14 protein-coding genes are annotated in these 14,910 nt (G+C 65.7%); 1 reads left to right on the top strand and 13 read right to left on the bottom strand.

The features are described 5' to 3' along the window. Nucleotides 1–4 precede the first annotated feature (4 nt). From lhpI to KM031_RS16570, 8 genes are all read right to left on the bottom strand, one after another. Nucleotides 5–1,687 (bottom strand): cis-3-hydroxy-L-proline dehydratase, encoded by a 1,683-nt coding sequence (gene lhpI / locus KM031_RS16605; protein WP_215505391.1) that lies wholly within the window; start codon nucleotides 1,685–1,687, stop codon nucleotides 5–7. Beyond that, entirely contained in the window at nucleotides 1,684–2,685 is a 1,002-nt protein-coding gene (locus KM031_RS16600) for a 4-hydroxyproline epimerase (protein ID WP_215505392.1), read from the bottom strand. Before KM031_RS16600 ends, lhpI begins: the two co-directional genes overlap by 4 nt. 29 nt (nucleotides 2,686–2,714) lie before the next feature. Further along, nucleotides 2,715–3,950 (bottom strand): NAD(P)/FAD-dependent oxidoreductase, encoded by a 1,236-nt coding sequence (locus KM031_RS16595; RefSeq protein WP_215505393.1) that lies wholly within the window; start codon nucleotides 3,948–3,950, stop codon nucleotides 2,715–2,717. Further along, nucleotides 3,950–4,672 (bottom strand): amino acid ABC transporter ATP-binding protein, encoded by a 723-nt coding sequence (locus tag KM031_RS16590; RefSeq protein WP_215505394.1) that lies wholly within the window; start codon nucleotides 4,670–4,672, stop codon nucleotides 3,950–3,952. The genes KM031_RS16595 and KM031_RS16590 overlap by 1 nt, the downstream gene beginning before the upstream one ends. Further along, nucleotides 4,665–5,318 (bottom strand): amino acid ABC transporter permease, encoded by a 654-nt coding sequence (locus KM031_RS16585; RefSeq protein WP_215505395.1) that lies wholly within the window; start codon nucleotides 5,316–5,318, stop codon nucleotides 4,665–4,667. Before KM031_RS16585 ends, KM031_RS16590 begins: the two co-directional genes overlap by 8 nt. 12 nt (nucleotides 5,319–5,330) lie before the next feature. Beyond that, a complete protein-coding gene (locus KM031_RS16580) occupies nucleotides 5,331–5,996 on the bottom strand; it encodes an amino acid ABC transporter permease (RefSeq protein ID WP_215505396.1) in 666 nt (221 codons plus the stop codon). 70 nt (nucleotides 5,997–6,066) lie between these two features. Next, nucleotides 6,067–6,873: an ABC transporter substrate-binding protein gene (locus tag KM031_RS16575; RefSeq protein WP_215505397.1), complete on the bottom strand. Its 807-nt coding sequence runs from the start codon at nucleotides 6,871–6,873 to the stop codon at nucleotides 6,067–6,069. A gap of 181 nt (nucleotides 6,874–7,054) precedes the next feature. Further along, nucleotides 7,055–8,572 (bottom strand): aldehyde dehydrogenase (NADP(+)), encoded by a 1,518-nt coding sequence (locus tag KM031_RS16570; RefSeq protein ID WP_215505398.1) that lies wholly within the window; start codon nucleotides 8,570–8,572, stop codon nucleotides 7,055–7,057. A 154-nt stretch (nucleotides 8,573–8,726) separates the two neighbouring features. Between KM031_RS16570 and KM031_RS16565 the strand changes: the two genes are divergently transcribed. After that, nucleotides 8,727–9,764, top strand: a complete 1,038-nt coding sequence (locus KM031_RS16565; protein ID WP_215505399.1) for an Ldh family oxidoreductase — start codon at nucleotides 8,727–8,729, stop codon at nucleotides 9,762–9,764. Between the two features lie 92 nt (nucleotides 9,765–9,856). Here the strand turns inward: KM031_RS16565 and KM031_RS16560 are convergent, their stop codons facing one another. The 5 genes from KM031_RS16560 to KM031_RS16540 all read right to left on the bottom strand — a co-directional run bounded on the left by KM031_RS16560 (nucleotide 9,857) and on the right by KM031_RS16540 (nucleotide 14,900). Continuing rightward, nucleotides 9,857–10,819, bottom strand: a complete 963-nt coding sequence (locus KM031_RS16560; RefSeq protein WP_215505400.1) for a dihydrodipicolinate synthase family protein — start codon at nucleotides 10,817–10,819, stop codon at nucleotides 9,857–9,859. Between the two features lie 112 nt (nucleotides 10,820–10,931). Continuing rightward, nucleotides 10,932–11,645, bottom strand: a complete 714-nt coding sequence (locus tag KM031_RS16555) for a GntR family transcriptional regulator (protein WP_215505452.1) — start codon at nucleotides 11,643–11,645, stop codon at nucleotides 10,932–10,934. Between the two features lie 149 nt (nucleotides 11,646–11,794). Continuing rightward, complete coding sequence (locus KM031_RS16550) at nucleotides 11,795–12,529, bottom strand: hypothetical protein (protein ID WP_215505401.1); 735 nt, start codon at nucleotides 12,527–12,529, stop codon at nucleotides 11,795–11,797. A 93-nt stretch (nucleotides 12,530–12,622) separates the two neighbouring features. Continuing rightward, nucleotides 12,623–14,140: an aldehyde dehydrogenase (NADP(+)) gene (locus KM031_RS16545; protein WP_215505402.1), complete on the bottom strand. Its 1,518-nt coding sequence runs from the start codon at nucleotides 14,138–14,140 to the stop codon at nucleotides 12,623–12,625. A 34-nt stretch (nucleotides 14,141–14,174) separates the two neighbouring features. Further along, nucleotides 14,175–14,900 (bottom strand): ribonuclease activity regulator RraA, encoded by a 726-nt coding sequence (locus tag KM031_RS16540; protein ID WP_215505403.1) that lies wholly within the window; start codon nucleotides 14,898–14,900, stop codon nucleotides 14,175–14,177. Nucleotides 14,901–14,910 lie beyond the last annotated feature (10 nt).

The raw sequence follows: 14,910 nt of genomic DNA, 5'->3' as shown, positions 1-14,910 counted from the left end.
CGTCTCAGTCCTTCAGCCAGTCGGGCAGGGTGACCGCCGCGCGCCCGGTCAGGGCGGCGGTCACACAATCGGCAAGGCTGCCAAAGCGCACGGCCCGTCCCGACAGGCCGGGGCCATAATGGGCGTATTTGCCCGAATTGGTCATCAGCGCGCGGGTCAGCGGCGGGAACACCGGCTCCGAGATCGAACACCAGCACAGATCGGGCAGCACCTGCACACCAGAGGCCAGAAGCGCGGCAAGCGTGCCTTCCGCCCCGGCCTGCCGGATCACTGCATGGCCTGCCGTCACGATCACCGCGATCTGCACCGCGCGCCCGGCCAGCGCCGCCGCCAGTGCCCGACATTCCGACAGCGAGGCATGTGGGCTGCCGATGGCGACCAGTTCCACCGCCTCGGGGCCGGCATTCAGCTTTTGCCAGGCCGCGCGCAGATCGGCGCGGGTGATGGTGGCGTGATCGGCGTCCGGGGCAGGGGGGGCGTCGGCCTCGGGGGTCACGCCCGCGATATGCAGCATAGGTGCCGCCGAAGTGGTGCCAAAGGCGGCGCAGAGCGCCTTCAGGTCATCCCGCCCCGGTGCGGCAGCGGCCAGCCCGCGCAGCAGCGGAATCCGGTCCGGCGCACGCTGCCCGGCCAGATAGCCGACCAGCGGCCAGAACCCGTCGTCGATGCCTTCGGGCAGCTCCACCTCCACGATCCGGCGCGCGCGGCGGGATGCGTCCAGATAGACCCCCGCCAAGGGCGCGCGCCCGGTCAGCGCGATGCAGAGATCCAGGAAATCCGGGTGTTTCGCGGTGCGCGCGCCCAGCACGGTATTGGCAAAGATCACCGCATTGGATTCAGCCCAGGCGATGCTTTCGCCTTCGTGCGGCGCAGAGTCGAGCAGATAGGGCGAACAGGTGAAGCTGGGCTGGCACCCCATGCGCACATAGGCGTCCGCCAGCCGCGCGGCAGGCCTGCCGAACAGCGGCGGCACGCCCTGCGCTTGCCAGTTGCTGCGGTCGACCGAAATCGCGTTCATCGTGGTCGGCACGCAGACCTTCGCGCCCAGATCCGCCATCTTTTCGGCAAAGGTCAGGTTGGCGGGGCTGGCGTAGATACAGCCGTCGATATGCGCCTGCGTCACGTCGATCAGCCGCGTTGCGCCCTGATTGGCCGCCATGGCGCAGATGATGCGCATGGCCTGCTGCACCGCCACGCCCTGCGCGCCCGCCAGCATTGCCTGATCGGCGGGGGTCAGCACCAGCGCCGAAGTGGCAGGCGGCGTCACCGGCAGCGACAGCGAGCCTGCGGTGATCGTGGTCGCGTCGATCTGCGCCATGGGCTGTGCCGCCAGCGCGTCGAACGCCGCGCGGGTCAGCCGCAGCACCGGCAGGCTGTGGCCGAACATCTCGGCGGCGATCAGCGCGCCCAGCGTGACCACATCCTCGTCCTCGCAGAACAGCAGCGCGGCAGGCGCGCGTCCGGTCAGCGCCAGATCGAGCAGCACGCCCGATCCGGTGCAGGAGCCACGGGTGGAGGGCATCATCAGGATGCCGCCGGTGATGCAGGTGCCGTGCAACGGGTGATGCACGTCGATGATGCGGCCGGTGGCGGGATCGACCCCGCCCCAGAAGCTCAGCGCCTCGGTGGTGGCGATGATCGGGCCGCGGGCGCTGCCGCCCAGGATGCTGCGGGCGGGAATGCTCATTTCACCACGAACCCATGCGCAAAGGGGTCGCGGTCGTCGATGAAGATGGTGTTATAGCCGGTCATGCGCGCCCATCCGGCGATGGACGGGATGATGGCATCGCGGCCCGCCACGGTGGTGGCGGCCTCGACCCGGCCCTTGAACAGGCTGCCGATGATGGATTCATGCACGAACTCATCCCCGACCTTCAGTTTGCCCTTGGCCGCCAGCTGCGCCATGCGCGCCGAGGTGCCGGTGCCGCAGGGTGAGCGGTCAATCGCCTTGTCGCCGTAAAACACCGCGTTGCGGCCATGCGCGCCTTCGACCGTGGGCTGGCCGGTCCATTGGATATGGCTCAGCCCGTTGATGGCGGGGTGTTCGGGATGCACGAATTCGTATTTCGCATTCAGCGCGGCGCGCAGCTTCGGCGAATATCCGATCAACGCGCCCGCCGTGAAATCGGCCATGTCGCGGAAATTCTTCTGCGGCTCCACAATCGCGTAGAAATTGCCGCCATAGGCCACATCCACGACAATCTCGCCCAGCCCCTCCACCTCGGCGGTCAGGCCCTCGGCATAGAGGAACCCCGGCACATTGGTCAGGCGCACTTCTTCGACAAAGCGCCCCTCTTGCCGGTAGGTGATATCCACCTTGCCCGCCGGGGCGTCAATCGACAGTTTGCCCGGCTCTCGCGGCGTGATCAGGCCGTTTTCAATCGCCATTGTGATGGTGCCGATGGTGCCATGGCCGCACATCGGCAAGCAGCCCGAGGTTTCGATGAACAGCACCGCCACATCGCAATCGGGCCGCGTCGGCGGATAGAGGATCGAGCCCGACATCATGTCATGGCCGCGCGGCTCGAACATCAGGCCGGTGCGGATCCAGTCGAACTCGCGCAGGAAATGCGCGCGGCGTTCCAGCATGTTGGCCCCATCAAGGCGCGGGCCACCGCCCGAGACAAGCCGCACGGGATTGCCGCAGGTATGCCCGTCGATGCAGGAAAACGTATGGGTGGCCATCGGTAGAACCTCCACGGGCGATGCCCGCATTAAAAACGGTGGGGCGAGAAGGGGGTCAGGTCGAGCGCGGGGGTGCGTCCGGTCAGCATATCCGCGACCAGCCGGGCCGTGCCCGCCGATTGGGTCAGGCCCAGATGGCCATGGCCAAAGGCATAGATCACGCGCGGGGCTGCGCGCGACGGGCCGATGGCGGGCAGGCTGTCGGGCAACGAGGGGCGGAAGCCGAACCACTGCACGCCCCCCGCCGGGTTCAGCCCCGGCAGGAAGGCCTGTGCCTTTTGCAGCATCGCTTCGGCGCGTTTGTAATTCGGCGGCAGATCCAGCCCGCCCAGTTCCACCGCGCCGCCGACCCTGAGGCCGGTGGACAGGCGGGTGATCACAAATCCATGGCCGCCGAAGGTGACCTGCATCCGCAGATCAAAGTCATCGGCGGGCAGGGTGGTGTTGTAACCCCGTTCGGTTTCCAGCGGGATCTTCTCGCCCAGACTGCGGGCGATGCGGTGCGAAAACGCACCCGCCGCCAGCACCACCTGATCGGCGCGATGGGTGCTGCCGGTCGTGGTCAACAGTTCAACCCCGCCCTCGACCGGTTTCAGCGCGGTGATTTCGGCCCGCAGCAGGCTGCCGCCCTGTGCGGTGAACCGTTCGGCCAAGGCGAGGGTGTAGAGCTTGGGATCGGCAATCGAATACCAGCCCGGCGTGAAGGTGCCATGGGTGAAACGCGGCGCGAGGCCGGGTTGCAGATCGGCCATTTCACGCGCGGTCAGGTGGTGAAATGCGATGCCATGGGCCGCGCGGGCGGCCCAGCCGGGTTCGGCGGATTTCAGCTCTGCCGCACTTTCGTAAACCTGAAGATTGCCATCCTTGCGCAGCATCGGCAGCGTGCCGGTGGCCGCCAGAAACGGTTCCAGCTCGGCCTTCGACAGATCCATCAGCGCGGTCTGCGCCGTGGTCGAATGGGCCACACGCCCCGGCTGGCAGGCCCGCCAGAAGCGGAACATCCAGGGCGCGATCTTCAGCGCATAGGCGGGCGGCACCGACAGCGGCCCCAGCGGATCCAGCAGCCATTTCGGCGCCTTGCGCAGGATACCGGGCGAGGCGAGTGGCAGGATATCGGTAAAGGCAAAGGCTCCGGCATTGCCTGCCGATGCCCCCGCCGCCGGGCCCTCGCGGTCGATCACCACCACCGACAGCCCACGCGCCTGCGCAGCCAAAGCCGCCGAAAGGCCGACAACGCCGGCCCCGATCACGATGACCTGCGACATCAGCGCACGCTCGACAGGAACTTCTGCGTCTCGGGGTGCTGCGGCGCGCCAAACAGCTGCTCCGGCGTGCCGATCTCGGCCATCACACCCTGATGGAAAAACGCCACCCGGTCGGACACATCGCGGGCAAAGGCCATTTCATGCGTGACGCAGATCATCGTCATGCCCTCTTCGGCCAGCATTTTCAGCGTGTCCAGCACCTCGCCCACCAGCTGCGGGTCCAGCGCCGAGGTCACCTCGTCAAACAGCATGTATTCCGGTTCCATCGCCAGCGCGCGGGCAATCGCCATACGCTGCTGCTGCCCGCCCGACAGGCGCGACGGATAGACGGCAAGCTTTTCGCCCAGACCCACATGGGTCAATTGCTTGACCGCCATCGCTTCGGCCTCGGCCTTGGGCACACCCTTCACCTTGCGCGGGGCCAGCATCACGTTTTCCAGCACGGTCAGATGCGGGAAGGCATTCCACTGCTGGAACACGATGCCGATCTTCTGGCGCAACGTGTTCAGGTTGGTGCTTTTGGCGTGAACCTCGGTGCCGTCGATCTTGATGCGGCCGGAATCAATCGGCTCCAGCCCGTTGATACAGGTCAGCAGCGTCGATTTGCCCGAGCCGGATCCGCCGATGATGGTGACGACTTCACCCTTGTTCACCGTCAGGTCGATCCCTTTCAGCACTTGCAGCGGACCGAAGGATTTGCGGACGTTTTCGATCTCAATCATTGGGGGACCACCGTCTTTCGAGATACCCGCCCAGACGGGCGATAGGGAAGCTGAGGAGGAAATAGATCGCGCCGCAGATCAGCAGGATGAACAGCGGCTCTTGCAGGCGGGTAACCAGCGTTTGCGAGGCTTTCAGCAGCTCGGTCAGGCCCAGCCACAGCACCAGCGCGGAATCCTTCATCACGCCAAGCGTGAGGCCGATCCAGGCGGGCAGGGACACGCGGGTGGCCAGCGGGGCCACGATATAGCGCATGTCCTGCCCCCAGCTCAGCCCCAGCGACCGCGCGGCGCGGCGTGTCGTGGCGGGCACCGCATCAATGCCGCCGCGCACGATTTCGGTGCAATAGGCCGCCGTATACAGCGACAGCACCACACAAGAGGTGGTGAACGGACCCCAGCCGAATTGCGCGATCGACTGAAAGGCATTGGCCAGAACCAGCTGGATCAGCAGCGGCACCGAGCGGAACACATCCAGCACGAAGGTCAGCGGCAGCGACCAACGCGGCCCGATCTGGGTGCGGATCACGCCGAAGATCACGCCCATGATCGTGCCCGCCGCCACGGATACCGCCGTAACCGCCAGCGTGACCCCGGCGCCCTTGGCGAGGAACAGCAGGTCGTTGAAGGTGAGTGCAGTTTCAAACATCGCTCACCTCTTTCAATAGCGGAACATGCGCCAGGCAATCGCCCGGGCTGCAAGGGTGACGGCTTTGGTCATCAGATAGAAGATGACGGCGGCAAAGGCGAAGAATTCAAAGGTGCGGAACGACCGCGCGTTCAATTCCTGCGTGACCCCGGCCAGATCCATGTTCATCCCGACCGTGACGCCCAGCGAGGTCATCAGAATGGCCCAGACCATCTGGTTGGTCATCGGCAGGAAGGCGACGCGCAGCATCTGCGGCACCACGATCAGGCGGAAGGCCTGCAACGGCGTCATGCCCAGCGACCGGCCTGCGCGGGTCTGCGTCTCGGGGATGGCTTTCAGCGCGCCGCGGAAATTCTCGGCCAGATAGCCCGCATTGTTGAAGGCGATCCCGGCCAGCAAGGCGGTATAGGGGCTGAGATGGATGCCAAAACTGCCCAGCCCGAAATGGGCCATATAGATCTGGAACAGCGCGGGCGTATTGCGCGCCACCTCGACCCAGGTGGTGGCAAAGCCGCGCAGAAGGCGGTTGCCCGACAGGCGGAACAGCGTCAGGGCCATGGCACAGAACAGGCCGATGGCCATGGACAGCACGGCGATCTGCAAGGTGACCAATGCGCCATCGAGCAGTTGGGGCAGGGCCTTGATCGCCTGGTTCCAATGGAAAGTGTAGTTCAGCATCGCCGCCTCACTTCGCAAAAGAAGACACGGCGGCGCAGGTCAGACCCGCGCCGCCGACGGGACGGTCAGATCAGCGATAGCTGCCGCTGACGGTCAGATCCGGCAATTCGCCGCCAACCCATTTTTCATACAGCTCGGCATAACGACCGGTGCGGACCTGCTGGTTCACGAACAGGTTCAGGTAGTTGATCAGACCATATTCTTCACGCAGCGTGAAGAGCGCAACATAATCGGTGTCGAACGGCGCTTTGCCGACCACGCTGATGTCGGGGAAATTGCCGGTCTTCACATTGGCCATCGCCACGGTGGAAGTGGAGACGGTGGCGTCGATCTGGCCTTGGCTCAGCGCAAGGAACACATCCGCCTGGGTCTGATAGGGGCGGAATTCGCCTTCGCCCCAGGCCTTGACCTGCTCTTCCAGCGCGATGGCCTCGAAGGTGCCTGCGGTCGCGCCGACCACTTTGCCCTTCATGCCGTCAAAAGAGGTGACGCCGGATTTCGCATTGGCGGTGACGGCCATTTCAAAGGCGAAATAGGGGATCGACATGCCGACGGTCTTGGCGCGCTCCAGCGTGTCCGAGGTGGAGGCGACACCCACATCGACGCGGCCCGACATCAGCGCCGGGATCCGCTCGGGGAAGGGGGTTTCGACGATTTCGGCGGTCACACCCAGCGCTGCGGCCAGATCGTTGCAATAATCCACGTCAAAGCCGACCGGGGTGTTGTTCGCATCGCGCGAGCCCATCGGCGGGAAGTCGAGCACGACAGCGCAGCGCAGCGTGCCCGAGGAAATGATGTCGTCAAGCTTGTCGGCATGGGCCGCCGTCGCAAGTGCCGTGCTGGCCATGAGGCCGAAAGCGAGGATCGAGGTTTTCATTTGTTGCTCCCTGGTTTTGGCGGTCTTGATTCACCGATGCCGACACTATCCGTATTCCTGATTTTGAATCAACAAAAAATACAAATAGTATACAGATAGTATGCGAAGAATATTGTCTGCGTCGGCAGAGCCTGCACAGCAAAACGCCCGCCCCTTTGAGGTTGCGGGCGTTTTTTGTTGTTCAGGGGTTTGCGTCATTTGGGAGGAGGTCTTTTGGGAAATTCTGATAGGCGACGGGTCTGAGGAATCTGCGGATGGCGAGCGTTCCGACGCTGGTTGCGCCGAAGTTGGTGGAGGCGGGGTAGGGGCCGCCGTGGACCATGGCCTCGCCAACCTCGACCCCGGTGGGAAAGCCGTTGACGAGGATGCGCCCGGCCTTGCGCTCCAGCACCGGCAGCAGGTCTTGCGCGGTGGCCAGATCCGCCGGGTCCATATGCAGGGTGGCGGTCAGTTGCCCCTGCAGGCTGCGGGCCAGCTGCGCCATCTCGTCGAGCGAGCGGGCGCGCACGACCAGGCCGAGTGGGCCAAACACCTCTTCGCCCAGCGTATGATCCGCCAGAAAGGCCGCCACTGTCGTCTCCAGCAGCGCCGGGGCGGCGGCGCGGGCGGGGGCCTCGCCCTGCAGCAGCGGGCGCACATCGGGATGCGCGGCCAGGCGGGACTGGCCTGCGCGATAGGCGGCGGCAATGCCGTCAGTCAGCATGGTCTGCGCTGCGACCTGTGTCAGGGCCGCGACGGTATCGGTCACAAAGGCATCGGCATCCGGTCCGTCCAGCACCACGGCGAGGCCCGGATTGGTGCAGAACTGCCCGGCACCCATCGTCAGCGAGGCCGCCCAGCCCGCCGCGAGTTCCGCGCCACGGGCCGACATTGCGCCGGGAAGCATGAACATCGGGTTAACAGAGCCCAGCTCGCCGAAAAACGGGATCGGCTCGGGCCGCTGCGCGCAAAGATCGAACAGGGCGCGGCCACCGACCAGACTTCCGGTGAATCCCACGGCCTTTATCAACGGATTGGTAACGAGTGCCGTGCCAACATCGCGCTTGCCGCCCTGAATCAGCGCAAACACCCCGGAATGGAGGCCGCATGACAGAATCGCTGCAAGAACCGCCTGGGCCACGATCTCGGCGGTGCCGGGATGGGCCGAATGGCCCTTGACCACGACGGGGCAGCCCGCGGCGAGGGCGGCTGCGGTATCTCCCCCGGCGGTGGAAAAGGCGAGCGGGAAGTTCGAGGCGCCGAACACGGCCACCGGCCCGATCGGGCGCTGCATCATGCGGATGTCGGGGCGCGGCGCGGGCTGGCGGTCGGGCAGTGCCGGATCGACGCGGCGGTCGAGATAGGCACCCTCGGCGATGTGATCGGCAAACAGGCGCAACTGGCCGGTGGTGCGCCCACGCTCGCCGTTCAGGCGGGCGGCGGGCAGGCCGGTTTCCTGGGTGCCGATTTCGGTGATGGCCTCGGCGCGGACCTCGATCTCATCGGCGATGGCGCGCAGAAAGCGGGCGCGCTCGGCGCGGCTGGTGCGGGCATAGCTGGCAAAGGCGGCTTCGGCGGCAGCGCAGGCCTGATCGACCAGTTCCACCGTGCCCACCGCAAACGACCGCACCGGACCCGACGCCGGGGAGGAGGCAAACACCCCAGGACCATCACACCAGACCCCACCCACAAGATGCTGGCCATAAAGAGAAACGCTCATCTGACGATCCTTTTTTCCGGGCCTGCGCGGGCCTGCCGGGGGCGGGCGATCACAGGCAATACGATTGATGATTTGCGCGTCATGTATACATCTTGTATGCAGATGGTCAACCTGCCCGGCACGAAGGGGCAGATGGAACCGAAAGGGGCAACAGATGCGCGACACCACCACCTTGACGATCCCGGCCCTGCTGGCGCGGGTCGAGGCGATCTTCCGCACGGCGGGCATGAGTACGATTCAGGCCGGGGCGCTGGCCCGTGTGATCACGGCGGGCGAGCGGGACAATTGCAAATCGCATGGGGTCTACCGGGTCGAAGGGGTGCTGCGCACCGTTAAGGCGGGCAAGGTGAACCCGCTGGCCGAACCGGTGCTGCTGCCCGGCGAGGGCACGGCGATTGTGCGGGTGGATGCGCAGGGCGGTTTTGCCAACCCGGCGTTCGAACTGGGCGTGCCCGCCCTTGCGGCGCGGGCAAAAGCGCTGGGGCTGGCCGCGCTGGTGATCAATGATTGCACGCATTTTTCGGCGCTCTGGCCTGAGGTCGAGGCGTTGACCGACCAAGGTCTTGCCGCGATGGTGATGTGCCCCAGCTATGCCACGGTCGCCCCCACCGGTGGCACGCAGCCGCTGTTGGGCACCAATCCCTTCGCCTTTGGCTGGCCGCGCCGCGATGCGCCGCCCTATGTGTTCGATTTTGCCACATCGGTCGCCGCACGCGGTGAGATCGAGCTGCACCGCCGCGCAGGCAAGCCGCTGCCCGAAGGCTGGGCGCTGGATGCGGCAGGTCAGCCCACCACCGACCCCGAGGCGGCACTGGCCGGGGCGATGCTGCCGTTCGGCGGCCACAAGGGATCGGCCATCGGCACGATGATCGAACTGCTGGCCGCCATCATGATCGGCGACAAGACCAGCCCTGAAGTGCTGGACTATCTGGGCAGCACCAGCCTGGCGCCGTTCCATGGCGAACTGATCCTCGCCTTTGACCCGGCGCGCTTTGCCGAAGGCCGGGCGGGCAACCCGCTGGACCGGGCCGAGACCTTGTTCGAGGCAATCGTGGGGCAGGGGGCCCGTCTGCCCTCGCAACGCCGCTTTGCCGCACGGGCGATGGCGCAGGCGCAGGGCATCACCCTGTCGGCGGCAGAGGTGGCGCAGCTGGATCATCTGCTGGCACAGGGGTTGGGCGCGGTGACCTGACCCGCATAAAGCAAAAGGCCCTCCGCCTGCGGAGGGCCTTGGATCTGAAACCGGCGCGCCGGGGAGGGCGGCTGCGCCGGATCAGCTGCCGGTCAGGCCTTGTATTTGGCCACCGCGCCGGACTGCGTGCTCCACTCGGCATACCAGGTGTTGAACAGCTTGAACTGCGCTTCGACATAGCCGCGCTGGCTGTCGGTCAGGGCATCGGTTTCGTTGAAGTGCAGCGTGTATTCCGCCTCGCCCTTCAGCACCAGCATGTGCTTGAAATACAGCACAAGATCCGGGCCTTCATCGAAGGAGGACAGCACCGCCAGCGCGCCTTCAAGCTCTTGCGCGCGCGCCCGGGCATCGGCGTCGCCCTTGGCGGCGGCCTGGCTCAGGTTGCACAGGGTGATCACTTCCTTCGGCAGCACACAGCCGATCCCGGTGATCGCGCCCGACGCGCCGCAATTGACAAAACCGTGGACCACGCCGGTATCCACCCCGATCATCAGCGTCACGTCATCCGCGCCCGAGGTGATGAATTCGGCCGCATAGCGCATGTCGTCCTTGCCGCCGAATTCCTTGAAGCCGACAAGGTTTGAATGCTCGGCGCGCAGCTGGAAGAACAGGTCGGCGCGGGTGGCAAAGCCGTAATAGGGGCTGTTGTAGATCACGGCGGGCAGGCCGGGGGCCGCAGCCAGAATGGCCTTGAAATGGTTGCGCTGCGCGGTGAGCGAGGGGCCACGCGACAGCACGCGCGGGATCACCATCAGGCCATGCGCGCCCACGTCGGCGGCATGTTTGGCATGGGCCACGGCCAGCGCGGTGTTCACGGCGCCGGTGCCGACGATGACCTTGACCCCGGCCTTGACCAGACGTTCCACGCCTTCCATGCGCTGCGCATCGGTCAGCAGCGGCCAGTCGCCCATCGAGCCGCAATAGACCACCGCCGACATACCTGCCGCGATCATCTCTTTGCCCTTGCGCACCAGCGCGTCGAAATCGGGCTGACGGTCGGGGGTGCAGGGGGTCATCAGCGCGGGAATGACACCGGAAAAGATCTCTGCCTTCATCACATTCTCCTCATGGGCCTGTCGGGTCCGCAGCCCGCAGGGGGCGACGAATCTTGCTTCGAAGCCGAATATAGACTTTGCATTTTATTTGTCGACAAGAAATCGACAGGGTTCAGAGCGGAATATCCTGCCGTTGATCCCGCGCGAACAGCTGCTGGATCTGGCGCACGATCTGATCCGCATGGGCCTTGGCGATACGGTCGCTGGCCTCCAGATCGCGCGCGACGATGGCGGCAATCATTTCTTCATGCTCGTCGACGTAACATTGCGGCAGGCGGTCATTGTAGGATTGGTAATACAGGCGGAGGATGCGGCGGCCTTCGTCCAGCAGGCGGTAGAACAGGCTGGTGAAATAGGCATTGCGCCCGGCCTCGGCGATGGCGGCATGAAAGGCGCGGTTGGTGGCGATCATCGCCAGCGCATCCTGTGCGGCCACGGCGGCGGCAAATTCGGCCTGATGGGCACGAATGGGGATCAGATCTTCGGGGCGGTGATATTGCGCCGCGAGCCGCGCGGTCACGCGATACATCAGCGTGATCGCATCAAAGAAGGTGTGCAGGTTCAGAAAGTCGATATTCGCCACCATGGTCGATCGGTTGGGCAGCGTATCCACCAGCCCCTCCCCTGCCAGCCGGACCAGCGCCTCGCGGATCGGGGTGCGCGACATGGCAAAGCGTTCGGCCAGTTGCACCTCGTCAATCGGGCTGCCGGGCGGCAGCGTCAGATCCAGAATTTCATCGCGCAGCAGGTCATAGACCAGTTTCACCCCTGAGCCGCGTTTGCGGTCGCCAAGGCCGGTGCGATCTGAGAGGCCGGGCGCGGCCATGTCGGTCGATATGCTGTCAGTCATGCTGAAATCCCTATGTCGACAAAAGAAATAATTGCTCTGGCCGTGGCAAGCAACAGCCGAGGGCGGATTGTCAGGGATTTGTTGCGCAATTGGCCGTTGGTCGGGCAAGAATGCTGCGCAAATGATCAGATGACGGATGGATCCTGTCGGCGCGGGTCCCTTATCCCTGCTGCATGGAGCCAGAGCGTGTCGATCCGGTCCAACGCCGCTGGATCAAAGCGCGCAGCCTCTTCCCAATAACGGCCCGAAGCGACGCTATAGCCAAGCGCTGCCTCTGCCGCCAAGGCCGAGCCGATCTGCGCCGGGGCCTGCGGCGCGGCGCTGGCCAGCTCTGCCCAGGTGGCGCGCGGATAGACCAAGCGGCTCTCGGCATCCGTCGACAGGTTGACCATGGCGCAGCCTTGTTGCGCCGCCAGCAGCATCAGCCGTGCGGCCTTGGCCTCCAGACAGCGCAGGCTGATATCCGGGCGCAGCGGATCGGCACTGCCGGTGCCGTAGAAATGCGTCTGGCCGCTGGCCGGATAGACCATGTCGCAGCCGATCATCGCTATGACGCGCGGCCGCAGCGCCAGCAGCGCCCAATAGGCGGCGGTAAAGGCCATGGTGCCGCCCGCATAGACAAAGCCGCCCAACTGGTTTTGCAGCGGCACATATTCTGCCGCTGTGATGATGCGCTGGCCGGGCATCAGCCGGTCGGGGCGGCGCGCCGCCGGAAAATCTTCGGGGTGGATGTGGAAATCCCAGTCAGGCCGCACCTGCCAGGCATTGTTGATGGCAACGATCTGCTGCCCCGCGCCTTTGATCTGGTCCCGGGCGTGCGACACGCCGGGGCCAGAGCCGAGAATGATGACGGTGGACATGGATGCTCCTTTGGCCGGTGCAGCAGGGCTTAGGGCGTTTGGGGCATTTGTCGACCTGTTTTTGCCCTTTCACGGGACGGGCGTTTTTGTTGTTCAGGGGTTTGCGTCATTTGGGAGGAGGTCTTTTGGGAAGTTCTGATAGGCGACGGGTCTGAGGAATCTGCGGATGGCGAGGGTTCCGACGCTGGTTGCGCCGAAATTGGTGGAGGCGGGGTAGGGGCCGCCGTGGACCATGGCCTCGCCAACCTCGACCCCGGTGGGAAAGCCGTTGACGAGGATGCGCCCGGCCTTGCGCTCCAGCACCGGCAGCAGGTCTTGCGCGGTGGCCAGATCCGCCGGGTCCATATGCAGGGTGGCGGTCAGTTGCCCCTGCAGGCTGCGGGCCAGCTGCGCCATCTCGTCGAGCGAGCGGGCGCGCACGACCAGGCCGAGTGGGCCAAACACCTCTTCGCCCAGCGTATGATCCGCCAGAAAGGCCGCCACTGTCGTCTCCAGCAGCGCCGGGGCGGCGGCGCGGGCGGGGGCCTCGCCCTGCAGCAGCGGGCGCACATCGGGATGCGCGGCCAGGCGGGACTGGCCTGCGCGATAGGCGGCGGCAATGCCGTCAGTCAGCATGGTCTGCGCTGCGACCTGTGTCAGGGCCGCGACGGTATCGGTCACAAAGGCATCGGCATCCGGTCCGTCCAGCACCACGGCGAGGCCCGGATTGGTGCAGAACTGCCCGGCACCCATCGTCAGCGAGGCCGCCCAGCCCGCCGCGAGTTCCGCGCCACGGGCCGACATTGCGCCGGGAAGCATGAACATCGGGTTAACAGAGCCCAGCTCGCCGAAAAACGGGATCGGCTCGGGCCGCTGCGCGCAAAGATCGAACAGGGCGCGGCCACCGACCAGACTTCCGGTGAATCCCACGGCCTTTATCAACGGATTGGTAACGAGTGCCGTGCCAACATCGCGCTTGCCGCCCTGAATCAGCGCAAACACCCCGGAATGGAGGCCGCATGACAGAATCGCTGCAAGAACCGCCTGGGCCACGATCTCGGCGGTGCCGGGATGGGCCGAATGGCCCTTGACCACGACGGGGCAGCCCGCGGCGAGGGCGGCTGCGGTATCTCCCCCGGCGGTGGAAAAGGCGAGCGGGAAGTTCGAGGCGCCGAACACGGCCACCGGCCCGATCGGGCGCTGCATCATGCGGATGTCGGGGCGCGGCGCGGGCTGGCGGTCGGGCAGTGCCGGATCGACGCGGCGGTCGAGATAGGCGCCCTCGGCGATGTGATCGGCAAACAGGCGCAACTGGCCGGTGGTGCGCCCACGCTCGCCGTTCAGGCGGGCGGCGGGCAGGCCGGTCTCCTGGGTGCCGATTTCGGTGATGGCCTCGGCGCGGGCCTCGATCTCATCGGCGATGGCGCGCAGAAAGCGGGCGCGTTCGGCGCGGCTGGTGCGGGCATAGCTGGCAAAGGCGGCTTCGGCGGCAGCGCAGGCCTGATCGACCAGCTCCACCGTGCCCACCGCAAACGACCGCACCGGACCCGACGCCGGGGAGGAGGCAAACACCCCAGGACCATCACACCAGACCCCACCCACAAGATGCTGGCCATAAAGAGAAACGCTCATGTCACTATATCTCCTGAAAACGGGACTGTGGGGTTCAGCGGCCGGTTATGGCCTGCCAATCCTCGTATTTCTGGCGGTTTTCCTCTTTGGTCGTGGGATAGAGGCCAATGATCGGCGCACCCGCCTGCACCTCTTCCAGCACAAACTGCTCAAAGCGTTCCATCGCGTGGCACTCCTCGGCAATTTCGTCGGCCAGATGCGCCGGGATCACCATCACCCCATCGCGGTCGCCCAGCAGCACGTCGCCCGGAAACACCGGCGCATCGCCGCAGGAGATCGGGACGTTGATGTCCAGCGCTTCATGCAGGGTCAGGTTCGTCGGGGCCGAAGGGCGGGCGAAATAGGCGGGCATGTCCAGATCACCGATGCCTGCGGCATCACGCAACCCGCCATCGGTGACGATCCCCGCCGCACCGCGCAGCGCCAGCCGGGTGATCAGGATGGAGCCTGCGGTAGCCGCCCGCGCATCCTTGCGCGCATCCATCACCAGCACCCAGCCGGGCGGGCAGGTTTCAATCGCCACCCGCTGCGGATGATCGGGGTTGCGGAACACGGTCATCGGATTGCGGTCCTCGCGCGCGGGGATGTAGCGCAGGGTGAAGGCCTGCCCCACCATGGTTTCGGCCTTGGCGGCCACCGGCACCACGCCCTGAATGAACTGGTTGCGCAGGCCACGCTTGTAAAGCGCCGTTGCCACCGAAGCGGTGGACACCTGTTTCAGCCGGGCCCGCGTGGCATCGGAAAGAAGATAATCGGTCATGTCAGTGCCT

The sequence above is a fragment of the Gemmobacter fulvus genome (genome assembly GCF_018798885.1).
In the GTDB taxonomy this organism is placed as follows: domain Bacteria; phylum Pseudomonadota; class Alphaproteobacteria; order Rhodobacterales; family Rhodobacteraceae; genus Gemmobacter; species Gemmobacter fulvus.
Note: the sequence above shows the minus strand (reverse complement) of the source record. Positions and strands in the feature narration are given on the sequence as shown.